This is a genomic window from Clostridium lundense DSM 17049, from assembly GCF_000619945.1.
Taxonomy (GTDB): Bacteria; Bacillota; Clostridia; order Clostridiales; family Clostridiaceae; genus Clostridium_AO; species Clostridium_AO lundense.
This window is the reverse complement of sequence record NZ_JHVC01000003.1, coordinates 98,191-111,789: the sequence shown is the minus strand read 5'-3', so window position 1 is coordinate 111,789 and position 13,599 is coordinate 98,191. Positions and strand designations below refer to the sequence as shown.

At 28.6% G+C, this 13,599-nt stretch carries 13 protein-coding genes; 11 read left to right on the top strand and 2 right to left on the bottom strand.

Annotation, left to right across the window (positions count from 1 at the left end):
- Nucleotides 1-16: 16 nt before the first annotated feature.
- On the bottom strand, nt 17-730 hold the full coding sequence (locus tag T514_RS0106505) for an alanyl-tRNA editing protein (RefSeq protein WP_027624041.1): 714 nt from the start codon (nt 728-730) through the stop codon (nt 17-19).
- A gap of 116 nt (nt 731-846) precedes the next feature.
- Nucleotides 847-1,398 (bottom strand): helix-turn-helix domain-containing protein, encoded by a 552-nt coding sequence (locus T514_RS0106500; protein ID WP_027624040.1) that lies wholly within the window; start codon nt 1,396-1,398, stop codon nt 847-849.
- Nucleotides 1,399-1,687: 289 nt separating this feature from the next.
- Here T514_RS0106500 and T514_RS0106495 point away from each other — a divergent pair, with 289 nt between their 5' ends.
- The 11 genes from T514_RS0106495 (at nt 1,688) to T514_RS0106445 (ending at nt 13,573) form a co-directional block, all read left to right on the top strand.
- Nucleotides 1,688-2,626: an ABC transporter ATP-binding protein gene (locus T514_RS0106495; protein ID WP_027624039.1), complete on the top strand. Its 939-nt coding sequence runs from the start codon at nt 1,688-1,690 to the stop codon at nt 2,624-2,626.
- Nucleotides 2,627-2,637: 11 nt separating this feature from the next.
- Nucleotides 2,638-3,792 (top strand): ABC transporter permease, encoded by a 1,155-nt coding sequence (locus tag T514_RS0106490; RefSeq protein ID WP_027624038.1) that lies wholly within the window; start codon nt 2,638-2,640, stop codon nt 3,790-3,792.
- Between the two features lie 3 nt (nt 3,793-3,795).
- A complete protein-coding gene (locus T514_RS0106485; protein ID WP_027624037.1) occupies nt 3,796-4,896 on the top strand; it encodes an ABC transporter permease in 1,101 nt (366 codons plus the stop codon).
- Nucleotides 4,897-4,911: 15 nt separating this feature from the next.
- On the top strand, nt 4,912-5,862 hold the full coding sequence (locus T514_RS0106480) for a CPBP family intramembrane glutamic endopeptidase (RefSeq protein ID WP_027624036.1): 951 nt from the start codon (nt 4,912-4,914) through the stop codon (nt 5,860-5,862).
- Between the two features lie 19 nt (nt 5,863-5,881).
- Nucleotides 5,882-6,250, top strand: coding sequence for a DUF6483 family protein (locus tag T514_RS0106475; protein WP_027624035.1), 369 nt, complete (start codon nt 5,882-5,884; stop codon nt 6,248-6,250).
- 286 nt (nt 6,251-6,536) lie between these two features.
- Entirely contained in the window at nt 6,537-7,007 is a 471-nt protein-coding gene (locus tag T514_RS24025; RefSeq protein ID WP_051541857.1) for a hypothetical protein, read from the top strand.
- Nucleotides 7,008-7,286: 279 nt separating this feature from the next.
- Nucleotides 7,287-8,297 (top strand): LacI family DNA-binding transcriptional regulator, encoded by a 1,011-nt coding sequence (locus tag T514_RS0106465; RefSeq protein WP_027624034.1) that lies wholly within the window; start codon nt 7,287-7,289, stop codon nt 8,295-8,297.
- A gap of 70 nt (nt 8,298-8,367) precedes the next feature.
- Nucleotides 8,368-9,699 carry an ABC transporter substrate-binding protein gene (locus tag T514_RS0106460; protein ID WP_027624033.1) on the top strand — a complete coding sequence of 444 codons (1,332 nt, stop codon included), beginning with the start codon at nt 8,368-8,370 and terminating at the stop codon, nt 9,697-9,699.
- A 55-nt stretch (nt 9,700-9,754) separates the two neighbouring features.
- Nucleotides 9,755-10,624 carry a carbohydrate ABC transporter permease gene (locus T514_RS0106455; RefSeq protein WP_027624032.1) on the top strand — a complete coding sequence of 290 codons (870 nt, stop codon included), beginning with the start codon at nt 9,755-9,757 and terminating at the stop codon, nt 10,622-10,624.
- The gene (locus tag T514_RS0106450) at nt 10,624-11,442 is read left to right on the top strand and encodes a carbohydrate ABC transporter permease (protein ID WP_027624031.1); all 819 of its coding nucleotides are present in this window, start codon (nt 10,624-10,626) and stop codon (nt 11,440-11,442) included. The genes T514_RS0106455 and T514_RS0106450 overlap by 1 nt, the downstream gene beginning before the upstream one ends.
- A 16-nt stretch (nt 11,443-11,458) precedes the next feature.
- Entirely contained in the window at nt 11,459-13,573 is a 2,115-nt protein-coding gene (locus T514_RS0106445) for a TIM-barrel domain-containing protein (RefSeq protein WP_027624030.1), read from the top strand.
- Nucleotides 13,574-13,599: the final 26 nt, after the last annotated feature.

The window sequence follows — 13,599 nt, the reverse complement described above, 5'->3', positions numbered from 1 at the left end:
CATTTAATTTATACTACTACTCTAATTCAATATATATTCTTTTATTGATTTTTCCTTTACTTTTATAAGATGCTATTTTTATTCTTCCAACTTCCTCAGTGTTTTTTACATGAGTTCCGCCATCTGCCTGAAGATCTAGTCCTTCAATGTTTACGGTTCTTATTTCGTTGATGCCTTCTGGAAGAAGATTTATTTTTGTTCTTATTAGATCTGGAATTTTAAAAGCCTCTTCCCTTTGAAGAATATTTACACTGATGTTTCTTCTACATTCTACTTCTTTGTTAATTTTCTTTTCAATTTCATCTATTAATTCTTTATCAAAGTTTTCAAATTCAAAATCCAGTCTTCCCTTAAGACAATCCATATCTCCACCAGTTACTTGAGCTTTATAGTCTCTCCATACAACACCGCATAAAATATGCATAGCAGTATGAGTTCTCATTAATTTATATCTGTGATCCCAATCTATTTTACCTATACAAGTTTCATTAAGTTCAGGAAGTTCTCCATCAATATAATGATATACATCCTGCCCTTTTTTATTAATTTTTGTAACAACATATGTATCTGATTTTGTTTCTAATGTTCCAGTATCACAGGGTTGACCACCACCGCCTATATAAAATGCGGTTTTATCCAAGATAACGGCATGTTCCTCCTCATCTACTTTAATAACTTTACATTCAAATTCCTTTACATAGCTATCTTTTTGAAATATTAATTCAGTCATTTTTTGTCCTCCTTTAAAACTTAAATTTTTGGATGAAATTATTTTTAAATAATAAATAACTAGAATAGATAATAAATAATAAATTCTGTACTCTGAAAAGTACAGTGCATTCTTTATCAGATTGGATAAAAATTTATAACCATAGCTTTAAGAGTAGTTTTTCCGCAGCTTTTATAGGTATGGGGAGTTGCTGATGAAAAGCAAATGGAATCTTCTACACCTAAAGAATAGTTTTCATCGTTTATTGACAATATAAGTTCTCCTTCTAAAACAGTAATATATTCTTGGGATTTTTCTGAATGACCAACAGAAGTATAGGTTGAACCAGAATCCAGCTTAAGTAAAAATAATTCAAAATTTCTATTAGGGGTATTGCCATAGTAGCAATAAACACGATAGGTTCCATCTTCACTAATTTGTTCTTTAGTATCTTCCTTTTTTACAATAGAAGTGGGATTTTCATGTTTATCAATTAATACAGTGTATGGAACATTTAATCCTTTGGCAATTTTCCAGATGGTATTGATTGTTGGATTAGTGTCACCTTTTTCAATTTGAGAAATCATAACCTTACTTACTTCAGATAACTCTGCTAATTGACCTAAACTTAAATTTCTTTCTAATCTTAATCGCTTAAGATTTTCTGCAATTACTGAATTTAAATTCATATATAAAACCTCCTGTTAGTAACCAAATGATGAAATATATTTTATGTAATACGGACTTTTACTAGATTGCTTAGTTAATCTATGTATAGTGGGTATCTTGTTATCATTTGTGTAATATATAATTTACGAATGTTAAATATATTATACACAAACAATATAATAATTACAAGAGTCATTTTATTTTATATGCCTAAAGTGACTTAAGTCATTTTTGTAGTTACTCCTAGGACTTGGAAGGTACCCTTAATTTTTCTAAAATATAATTAGAGAGATTAAGGGGGATAATTTTATGAATGGCATAATTGTAAAGAATATAACTAAAAGATTTGATGATAAGTTAGTTTTAGATAATATATCCTTTGAAATAAAGGAAGGAGATGTATTTGGATTAATAGGACCTAATGGAGCAGGAAAATCTACATTAATAAGTATTATGACTGGCCTTATTAAAAGCAATAGTGGAGAAGTAACTATTGGAGGATATTCCATGTCAAAAGATCCTCTAAAAGCAAAAGGGCTTATAGGTTTAGTTCCACAGGAGTTAGCTTTAATGGAGACATTGTCTGCTTATGATAATCTTGAGTATTTTGGAGCTTTCTATGGATTAGGGGGAAAGCTTTTAAAAGAAAGAATTGAAGAGGCACTTATAATAACAGGATTAAATGAAAAGAAAAAAGTAAAAGTTAAAAAGTTTTCTGGAGGAATGAAAAGGAGATTAAATTTAGCAGTAGCAATAATGCATAGACCTAAAATCCTTATATTAGATGAGCCTACTGTAGGAGTAGATCCTCAATCTAGAAATTATATATTCGAATTTATTAAAAAGGTTAACAAAGAGGACAATACCACAGTACTATATACTTCGCATTATATGGAAGAAGTTGAACAGCTATGTAACAATATATTTATTTTAGATGAGGGAAAAGAAATTGCCTCTGGTTCAAAGGGAATGATTAAGTCTATGGCAAATATGCATGGTACTATTAAAATAGTTTTAGACCAAAATGATGAGGAATTTGTTTTGAAGATAAAAGCTTTGCCAGGAGTTAAAGACTGTTTTATTAAAGAGGATACCATTTCAATTTATATAAATGAGGAAAGTTTTAATTTAGAAGAATTACTAATGCTATCAGCTAGGGAGCATAAAAAAATAAAGAAATTTAATGTAGAAGAAGCTTCATTAGAGGAAGTATTCCTTTCCCTAACAGGAAAAAAATTAAGGGATTAGGGGGAAGAAAAATGAGAGTAAAAGCTACTATAAAGGTTATTGTTAAAGGAGTAATATCTCAATGGAAACAAGTATTATTGATGTTTGCTATTTTTCCTTTGATAATGTCTTTAATTATGAGTAATTTTCAAAAGGATGTGTTTAGACCAGAGGTAACTATAAATAAGATCAATATTAGTATCGTTGATAAAGATAATAGTAAAACTTCTTATAATTTTAAGGAACTATTCAATGAAAAAGGATTAAGAGAAATATTTAATGTTACTAGTAAGTCTGAATATGAAATAGTTATACCAAAAGGTTATGAGAGTAATTTAATTAATAGAAAAGAAAGTACTATAGAAGTTAATGAAAAGAAAAGAGTATCAAGAAATAATGAATTAATTATAAAAAGTGTTATAGAACAATATGGGAAAAGTCTTACAGAAACTATGATTATATCAAAAAAAATAAAAGATATGAGTATAGAGGATAAAGATAAATTATTTAATGAAATTATTAATAATATAAATAAAAACTTATCCAAAACCTCTATAAAAGAAAATATAATTCAGGGACAAAGAGTTCTTACAGCCTTTGAAAATCAATCTGCTACTATGATGACACTAATGGTATTTTCCATTATTTTAAGTTGTATTGCAGGATATAATATGGACAAAGAAAATGGAAGTAACAAAAGATTATTATCTACACCTATGACAAAATATAATTTTTTTAATTTAGATGTGTTATTATTTTTTATTACAAGTTTAATATATGCATTAGTATATATTTTAGCCTTCAGAATACCAGGATTAGCTTTTAAGGGAGTAAGTGTGTTAAATATGACAGCTATAGTAATATGTCAAAGCTTATTAATCGCCAGTACATCAGGAATTATCATAGCGTTTTTTGGAAAGAAGACTGCTACTACAGTAGCTATACTTCTTATGTATACTCATATTATATTTGGTGGTGGTTTTATTCCAGTAAAAGATATAGATAATAAGGTGTTTTTAACTATTTCAAAGTGTTCCCCAGGAAATATTATTTCTGAAGCCTACAGAAATTGTATACTTTTCAATTCTTTTAATACTATTAGCAGATATTTAATCATTATGATAGTGGTATCTGTAATACTATATTCATTAAGTATACTAAAAATAAAAATGGGATGGGAGGATTAATTAATGAAGTTTTTATATATGGTATTGGTTAACTGTAAAAGATATTTTAAAGATATAAAAAGTATTGCTGCAATGTTCATGCTCCCTATTATAGTAGTATTCTTAATTAATAGTATTTCAGGCCCTAATAAATCTAATCAGACAAATTTAAATTTAAAAGTTGCAGTAATTAACTTAGATAAGGGAAACTTAGGAACAAAGTTAGTGGAAAGAATAAAGACTACTAGTGTATACAGTAATAAAGAAAAGGCACTAAAAGATTTAAAAAACTATAACTTAATAGCTTTATATGAAATACCAGAAAATTTTACTGAGGAGATAAATAACAATAGAAAACCTAGTATAAATTCTTACAAGTTGGAGGAAGGAAATGCTACACAAATATTTGAAATTCAAATAGAACAGAAGATAAATGAGTTATTTAAGGGGGAAATATTAAAGAAGAATAACATTATAAAGAATGAAAGTGATCTGAAAGAAAACTTTGTAAAGGTCCAATATAATATGGAGAAAAAAGTAATGCCCGCTGGAGATTTTACGCCTATTGTATTAATAATGTTTTTCTTAATTTCATTTTCAAGCAATATAACAGCGGATTTATTAAATCTTAGAAAAGAAAGGATATTAGAAAGATTTTGTTCTACTAGTAATAAAGGTTATCAAATTATAGGAAGCATATATCTTTCTATGATAATAGCACAAATTGTGATGTATACTGCTTCATTTATCACAATGAAAGTATTATTTAAAATTCAGTTTCATAACTTTGGTATACTCATATTAAATATTGCTTTGATGAGTATGGTATCTATAAGTTTAGCTATAATGGTTAATAGAATTTTTAAAGAACAAGGAATAGGAGTTGTAGTTGTAAATTTAATATCATTAATAATGTTTTTCTTATATTGTGCAGGAGATATGGCACAAAGTTCAACTCAAATTTCTAAGGTATTTATAACTTTAAGCAAGTTTACTCCTTTTTATTGGTCACTACAAAGTATAGAAAAATCAGTGATTTATCCGAATGTTTTTGTATTAATATTGATAGCCTTAACTTTCTTTAGTGCAGGAAGTATAAAGTATTCTAATTTTGCTAAGGAGTGAAGGGGGAGTTTTAAAATGAAAAAAATATTTAGATCAAATTTTTATGGAATGATGATTATTATACTAGGAATTGTATTTTCTTTTACTATTGGTATAGTAATGGTTAGAAATAATTTTTCTGTATATTTATCTACTATAATAGGACAAATTGTATTGTTTTTAGTTCCAGCAGTTATCTATTTTGGTATGACAAAGCTTAAAGTAAAAGAAACATTAAGATTTAATAAAATTAACGTAAAAGATGTATTTTTTATTATTCTTATAGCAATAACAGTTCAACCACTTGTTATGGGGTTATCAGGATTATCAGCTTTTATAATGCCTAATACTTTTGGACAGGTTATCAGTAATCCAGTGGTAAATTCATCTTTATGGATCACAGTATTGGTTATAGGAATAGTTCCAGCCTTATTAGAAGAAATAACTTTTAGAGGTATTGTTTTATCTGGTTATAATGATGTTAGCATAAGAAAAGGGGCTGTATCTACAGCCGTATATTTTGCAATTATGCATTATGATTTACAAAGATTTTTATATACTTTTGTTTTAGGTTTTATATTTGTGTATCTTGTAAGAATAACAAACTCTATTTTTTCATCTATGTTATGTCATGGATTAGTTAATTCAATACAGATGATTTATTTAAAGGCAATTTTAAGTGTTTCAAAGAATGGTAAAGCTGCAGCAGGTGCCTCACAATCACTTAGAAATATGCCAGTGGGACAAAGAATAGGCATAATAGTAACTTTTGTTGTTTTTATAATTGTAGGTGCAGTGTTAACTTATTTATTAGTTAAAAAATTAAAGAAAAATCATATAGGAGAAATGATGAAAATAGATACAGCAGAAGAAGTTTTAGCTTGCAAAGAAGAGAAGGAAGAAAAAATAATAAATTGGCCATTCATTGTTACTATCATAATTTATATTGCTTTAATTTGTTATACATTTAAAGTTTTGAAAAACTAATGAAAGGACTTAGGTTTAAATGTTTGAAGAGGATTATATTATTAGACTTATAAAAGGTGGGGCAAAAATGGCAGTAGCTCTTTTTGCAGGAAAAGATGCTGTGAAAAGTGATATTGATATAGAGAATTATAATATGACACTTTCAGAAGATGAATTGTTAGAGTTTATGATAAAAAAATATATAAGTGAAGGAAAAATTAACGAAGCGGAAAATATTTTATTTGAAGTTATAGAATTTCGGAAAACTAAAAAAAACTTAGAAACCGCAGTATTCTTCTATAAAGAACTTAGTAAGTGGGATGAGGCTAAACTTATAAAATGTAATTTTTCAAAACTTGAGATTGAACGAGGGCTAAAAGATGTAAGAAAGTTATATGAAAAAGACTAGTTATTTATATTTAGATAGTAATATAATGTTTTAAATTCTAAAATAATCGTTTTGCAACATTTTAAAGAGTAAATCTAAAGAAGGTTTATTCTTTATTATTTTTTGCATTAAATTAAATAAATGAGACATTTCATTACAAAATCTTAACAATATTGTCACTGAGCTGTAACAATTCATTAGTAACATAAACATAGCAATTAAATTAAGGAGAGATTTCTATATAAAAGAGGTCTTATTGCATTAATAATATAATAGCCTTTTTAGGCGGAAATGAGGATAAATTTTTATGAAATTCAAAGAAAAAAGTACATGTAAAAAATCTATAAGTACAAAGGTTTTATATACTGTTGGTTCAGTGGTAGCTCTTATTGCAGTTTCATCATTAATTAATAATATTATGATGTTTAAAGAGGCTATTACTCAATATGTAGCTCAAGGATATAATTATACTGAAGTTATTAAACAATTAATATCAGTTCAATTGCTTCCAGGGGTATTTGAATCAATAGCTATGTATGGAGGAATGTCAGTTGTTTTATTTGCTGCTGGTGTAATTAATGAAAAAGTTTCTAAAAGCTTAGTAATTTTATCTGAGGCTGAAGTTGATAAAGATGTGATTGAAGAGGGTGCTCTAGATGGTGATGTTATTGATGTAGAAAATATAGATAAATTACCAGAAAATCTAGAGGAACTAAAAGAAGTAGAAACTGTTGAAAAAGTTAATGAAGTTTCAACTACTGAAATTGTAAATAATTAATATATTAAAATATTTGGTTTTTATGTTAGCAATGGCTAATATGAAAATAGATACAGGCTATCCCCTTTTAAAATAAAGTAGGGGACAGTTATGGACTTTTACGCTTCTAGGGAAGTGTTTTAATGAAAGTTCTTAACTGTCTCCTAAATTTTTTTGGAAAATGGTTGTAAATATATAGAAAAAGAGTTAATATATAATATATAGGGGACGGATTAACATATATAATTACTTTTGTAAAAAGATTTGGGAACGGTACCAATAAAATCTGGAGGAAGATTAATGGATATAAAAGATATAGCAAAATTGTCCAAAGTAAGTGTTAGCACAGTATCTAGAGTTATTAATGATCATCCTGATGTAAAAGATGAGACAAGGAAAAAAATATTAAAAATAATAAAAGAAAATAATTATATACCTAATAATAGTGCTAGAATTCTTAAAAAGAATAATTCCAAAAGTATAGGTATATTAGTAAAAGGAGTATATAATCCATTTTTTTCAGAGATGGTTAAAATTATGAGTGACAAAATAAAACAAGCTGATTATACTATGATACTTCAATATTATGATCAAAAAAGTAAAGAAGATGTAAATGCTTTAATAACATTTATAAAAGAAAAAAAACTACAGGGAGTTATATGTTTAGGTGGAGATTTTACAGATATAAGTGATGATAGTTTTAAGGGTTTGGATGTATCTGTAGTACTTACTTCAGTAACTAATATTTCAAAAACAGCTTTTAATAAATTTTCGTCTATAGGAATTCAGGATGAAAAAGCAGCTTATGAAGCTACTGAATATCTTATTAAAAATGGACATAAAAAAATATTATTAATAATAGGAAGTTATGACGATATAGGAGTTGGAAAGCTTAGGATAAGAGGTTACAGACAAGCTTTAAGCAATTATAGGATTTGTTATGATGGAGAACTTGTAACTGTTGGAGATTATGGTTTTGAGAGAGCCTATGAGACAACCATGGAAATATTAAAAGTGAGAAAAGATATTACAGCTATATTTGCAATTTCAGACATAATGGCAATAGGAGCTGCTAAGGCTGTTGTTAATAGTGGATATAAAATAGGAGAAGATATTTCAATTATGGGTTTTGATGGCATGGATATAGGAAAGTACTACAATCCATCTATTACTACTATGTATCAACCTAAAGCTAAAATGGCTCATATGAGTGTAGAATTATTGCTATCACTAATGAACAAAGATGGGAAGAATAAACACATTATATTAGATACTAAATTGGTGGAGGGAGAATCCTGTAAACCAGTTTAATATATATTTTTAATTATATTGGAAACGGTTCCAATATGTAAAATTTAAATAAATTGAAAGGTGTGATTTCATGAAAAGGAGAAAAATTTTAGCGTTAACATTAGCACTAACAAGTATGTTAACATTTACTATGACAGGTTGTGGAAAGTCTAGTGACGTTGCAAGTAGTGGAAAGGCTGACAAAACAGAAGTGAACATATTTCAATTTAAGGTTGAAGTAGCAAAAGAATTTGAAAATGCTGCTGCAGAATATATGAAGGAAAAACCAGATGTAAAAATAAACATAGAAACTGTTGGTGGAGGAGAAGATTATGGTGCAGCTTTAAAGGCTAAGTTTCAATCAGGAAAAGAACCAACTGTATTTAATGTTGGTGGACCACAGGATGTAGAGGATTGGAAAGCTAAGTTAGAAGATTTAACAAAAGAACCTTGGGTAGAAAAGGCATTTCCAGGTATGCTTGATGGAGTTACAATGGATGGAAAAGTATATGGTATGCCATACAGTGTAGAAGGATATGGACTAATATATAATAAAGAGATTTTTAAAGCTGCTGGCATAGATGGTTCAAAGATAAATAGTTATGCAAAATTAGAAGAGGCCGTTAAAAAATTAGATGCAAAAATTAAATCAGGAGAATTAAAGAAAGCCTTCCCTAAATTAGAAGCTGTATTTCAATTCCCAGCAAAGGAAAAATGGGTTACAGGACTGCATACTGCTAATGCTGCAATAGGACAAGAGTTTAAAAATTCCGTAGAGGCATATAAATCAAAAACTTTACAATTTAAATATGCTGATGGATATCAAAAACTTGTAGACCTTCAAGCTAACTACTCACCTAACGGAAAGTCAAAAGAAAAATTAAATGCTATTGATTATTCAACACAAGTAGATCAGGGAATAAGTATTGAAAAAGTTGCTATTATTCAGCAGGGTAACTGGATTTATGGAGGAGTTAAAGCCATAGAGGAAAAAGTTGCAGATAATTTAGATATATTACCAATGTCAATTAAGGGTGGTAAAGAAGATTGTATACCAGTTGGAATACCAATGCATTGGGCTATAAATAAGAATCAAAATGATAAAGCAAAAGCAGCAGCAAAAGACTTCTTAAATTGGCTATATACTTCAGATAAAGGAAAGGATTTTGTAGTTAATAAATTTTTCTTTATACCTGCATTAAAAGGATATGAAAATTACCAACCTCAAGATTCATTAGGAAAAGCAATACAAAGATATGTAGAAGCAGGAAAAACAACACCTTGGGTATTTATGGGTTATCCAACAGCTTGGGGTGAAAATACAGTAGGTGTAAATATTCAAAAATACTTATCAGGTAAAATGACTTGGGAAGACTTAGTAAAAGATTCAAAGGCACAGTGGGAAAAGAGCAGAAAAAAGTAAGTGCTCAAAGGTGGAGGTTGGGAGCCTTCACCTTTTGTTTTAAGGAGGTGTAAAAATGAATAAGGATTCGAAAAAATGGTTTGTTATATTTGTAGCACCTGTACTATTTGCTTTTACAGTTGTAGTTTTAATACCTGTTATAATGGGAATAATATATTCTTTTACTTCATGGAATGGAATAGGAAACGAAGCGCAATGGTTGGGGATTTCTAACTATGTAGATATTATAAAAAACGATAAAGTTTTCTTTACATCTTTTTTATTTACTGTCAAATTTGCCATCGTATCAGTTATAACAATAAATGTTATTGGATTTTTACTAGCCTTATTAGTAACTAGAGGATTAAAAATTTCAAACTTTTTAAGAGGAACCTTCTTTTTACCGAATCTTATTGGAGGATTAATATTAGGATTTATATGGCAATTTATATTTACTAAAGGTTTTGATTTTTTAGGTGCTACTTTGAAAATAGACTTTTTAAGAGGATGGTTAGCAGATCCTAATACAGGTTTTTGGGGACTTGTAATCCTTATGTCATGGCAAATGTCAGGATATATGATGGTAATATATATATCTGCATTACAAAACATACCAGATGATGTAATAGAAGCGGCTAAGATAGATGGGGCAAGTAGTGGACAAATATTAAGAAATATAATAATTCCTTTAGTATCTCCAGCATTTACAGTAGGAATATTTTTGACTTTGTCTAATTCATTTAAACTATATGACCAAAATCTTTCACTTACAGCAGGAGGACCATATAATTCTACAGAGATGTTAGCTATGAATATATATAATGCTGCGTTTAAGTATAATAAATTTGGAGTAGCTCAAGCTAAGGCTGTAATATTTTTAATTATAGTAGCAACTATTACGTTAACTCAAATGTATTACAGTAAGAAAAAGGAGGTTGAAATGTAATGAAAAATAAAAATAAAGTTTGGACAGCCATAGTATCCATAATATTAGGCATAATATTCATTTCTCCTTTTTACTTAGTGCTTGTAAATTCTTTTAAAACTCAAAAAGGACTATTTACAGATGTAATAGGGCTGCCAGGGGAAAGTTTTACTCTTGAAAATTATGTAAATGCTTTTAAGCAGCTAGATTTTATAAAATCATTTACCAATTCTCTTTTAATAACAGTATTTTCTGTAGTAATTATAATAATATTTACGTCTATGGCAGCTTGGATGCTTGTAAGAACCAAAAGTAAAGTAAGTACATTTATATTTTTAATGTTTTCGGCTTCTATGCTTATACCATTTCAATCTGTTATGCTGCCATTGGTTAGAATAGCTGGGAAGGCTAATCTTTTAAATCCTGTAGGATTAGTGTTTATGTATTTAGGCTTTGGTACATCATTATCTGTAATTTTATATCACGGATTTATGAAGAGTATACCAATAGAAATTGAAGAAGCAGCAGCAATAGATGGGTGTAATAAATTTCAAATCTTTTGGATTATAGTATTTCCACTGTTAAAGCCTATAACAGTAACTGTAGCTATATTAAATTCCATGTGGATTTGGAATGACTTTTTATTACCGCAGTTAGTAATTAATAGGCCTGAGTGGCAAACAATACCTTTAAAAATGTTTTATTTCTTTGGAGAATATTCAAAGAGATGGAATTTAGCTTTAGCAGGTTTAGTTATAGCTATGATACCTATTGTGATATTCTATTTGGTTATGCAAAAGCACATAATAAAAGGTATTGTACAAGGATCAGTTAAGTAGGAGGGGAAAGGGACTTATGAGAATAAAGAAGTTTTGTTTCGGGACCGTTATCAATACTGAAGCTGTAGTGTTAAATATAGAGAAAAGTAATAAAGGTGAAATGCCTTATTTACAAATACGGGATGAAAATGAACTTACCTATGAACTTGAAAAAAGTGATATTATATATGGATTAGGTGAAAATGTTAGAGGTATAAATAAAAGAGGATGGATATACGAAAGCTTTTGTAGCGATGAATTTGATCATAGTGAAGATAGAAAATCACTTTATGCAGCTCATAATTTTTTAATCATACAGGGAAGAGAAACTTTTGGAGTATTTATTGATTGCCCGGGAAAAGTAATTTTTGATTTAGGATATACAAAGAAAGATTCAATGAGCATAACGATACCAGAAAATGATTTTAATGTTTATATTATTGATGGAAACAGTTTAAAAGAAATAGCTAAAAACTTTAGAAAACTTATAGGGAAAAGTTATATTGCACCTAAATGGGCCTTTGGTTATCAGCAAAGTAGATGGGGATATAAGAGTAAAGAAGATATTTTAAATGTAGTAAAAGGTTTTAAAGACAATGATATACCAATAGATTGGGTTTGTTTGGACATTGATTATATGGAAAGATTTAAAGATTTCACTATAAATAAAGAAACATATGATGACTTTGAAAACTTTGTAAAGGATTTAAAGTCCCAGGGGGTAAGATTAATCCCTATAATTGATGCAGGAGTAAAGATAGAAAAGGGATATGAGGTTTATGAGGAAGGGGTAGAAAAGGGATATTTTTGTGTAAATGAAAATAATGAACCTTTTATAGCAGCGGTATGGCCTGGTAAAGTACACTTCCCGGATTTTTTAAATAAAGAGGCAAGAGTTTGGTTTGGCAGAAAATATAAATATTTAACCGACAAAGGAATAGAGGGTTTTTGGAATGATATGAATGAGCCTGCTATTTTTTATACTGAGAAATCTTTAAAGAAGGCTTTAGATAAGGCCTATGAATCAAAAGATAAAAATTTAGATGTATATAGCTTCTTTGATTTAAAGGATAGTTTTTTAGAAATTGGCAATAGGCTAGAGGATTATGAAAGCTTTTATCATAAGATGGATGGAAAACTTATAAGACATGATAAAGTACACAATCTATACGGTTATAATATGACCAAGTCCGCCGCAGAAGCTTTTGAGGAAATTGATTCTAATAAAAGATTTTTAATATTTTCTAGAGCATCTACTATAGGGGCACATAGATATGGAGGAATATGGACAGGAGATAACAAGTCTTGGTGGAGTCATTTGGAAATGAATATAAAGATGATGCCAAACTTAAATCTTTGTGGGTTCCTTTATTCGGGAGCGGATACAGTAGGTTTTGGATGTGATTGTACAGAGGATTTAGCAATTAGATGGAATGAATTTAGTATATTCACTCCTCTTTACAGAAATCATTCTACAAAGGGAACTAGAAATCAAGAACCTTATAATTTTAGTCAAAATACCATAGATATTTTAAGAATCATTATAGAAAATAGATATGCATTTATACCATATATATATAGCGAATATATGAAGGCTTGCAAGAATGATGAATGTTATTTTAAGCCTATTACTTTTGAATATGAGGATGAAACTTTAGTAGAGGATCAGCTTTTGGTGGGAGATTCTTTAATGATTGCTCCAGTTTATAAACAAAATGCATCAGGAAGATATGTTTATTTACCAGAGGAAATGCTCCTTTGGAATATGGTATCTTATAAAGACAGAAGTTTTAAAGTTTTATCTAAGGGGCATCACTATATAGATGTTGAATTAGAGGCTACTCCTATTTTTATAAGGAAAAATAAAATTTTAGTACTAGGAAAACACAGCAATTGTGTGGATAACTTGAATAATGAAGAGCTAGATTTAATAGCCTTTGTAGATAATAAAGCATGCTATAACTATTATGATGATGACGGAATTACAAAGAAATATGATAATCAGGATTTCCAATTTAAAATTTCTATTCAAAAGAAAGATAATAATTATGAAATAGGGGTTGATGCTTTAGAAAATTGCCCTGTTAAGAAATTAAATTTAACTATAATCGATAGTCAGGGGAATGAAGTTAAAAAGAAATATAATATATAAAGTAAGGGACGGTTATCAAATTTTAA

What these genes read in the sequence shown, in the direction of transcription:
- T514_RS0106485 (WP_027624037.1), top strand. Translation starts at nt 3,796, where the DNA reads ATGAAGTTTTTATATATGGTATTGGTTAACTGTAAAAGATATTTTAAA.
- T514_RS0106455 (WP_027624032.1), top strand. Translation starts at nt 9,755, where the DNA reads ATGAATAAGGATTCGAAAAAATGGTTTGTTATATTTGTAGCACCTGTA.
- T514_RS24025 (WP_051541857.1), top strand. Translation starts at nt 6,537, where the DNA reads ATGAAATTCAAAGAAAAAAGTACATGTAAAAAATCTATAAGTACAAAG.
- T514_RS0106480 (WP_027624036.1), top strand. Translation starts at nt 4,912, where the DNA reads ATGAAAAAAATATTTAGATCAAATTTTTATGGAATGATGATTATTATA.
- T514_RS0106445 (WP_027624030.1), top strand. Translation starts at nt 11,459, where the DNA reads ATGAGAATAAAGAAGTTTTGTTTCGGGACCGTTATCAATACTGAAGCT.
- T514_RS0106450 (WP_027624031.1), top strand. Translation starts at nt 10,624, where the DNA reads ATGAAAAATAAAAATAAAGTTTGGACAGCCATAGTATCCATAATATTA.
- T514_RS0106505 (WP_027624041.1), bottom strand. Translation starts at nt 730, where the DNA reads ATGACTGAATTAATATTTCAAAAAGATAGCTATGTAAAGGAATTTGAA.
- T514_RS0106465 (WP_027624034.1), top strand. Translation starts at nt 7,287, where the DNA reads ATGGATATAAAAGATATAGCAAAATTGTCCAAAGTAAGTGTTAGCACA.
- T514_RS0106495 (WP_027624039.1), top strand. Translation starts at nt 1,688, where the DNA reads ATGAATGGCATAATTGTAAAGAATATAACTAAAAGATTTGATGATAAG.
- T514_RS0106475 (WP_027624035.1), top strand. Translation starts at nt 5,882, where the DNA reads ATGTTTGAAGAGGATTATATTATTAGACTTATAAAAGGTGGGGCAAAA.
- T514_RS0106500 (WP_027624040.1), bottom strand. Translation starts at nt 1,398, where the DNA reads ATGAATTTAAATTCAGTAATTGCAGAAAATCTTAAGCGATTAAGATTA.
- T514_RS0106460 (WP_027624033.1), top strand. Translation starts at nt 8,368, where the DNA reads ATGAAAAGGAGAAAAATTTTAGCGTTAACATTAGCACTAACAAGTATG.
- T514_RS0106490 (WP_027624038.1), top strand. Translation starts at nt 2,638, where the DNA reads ATGAGAGTAAAAGCTACTATAAAGGTTATTGTTAAAGGAGTAATATCT.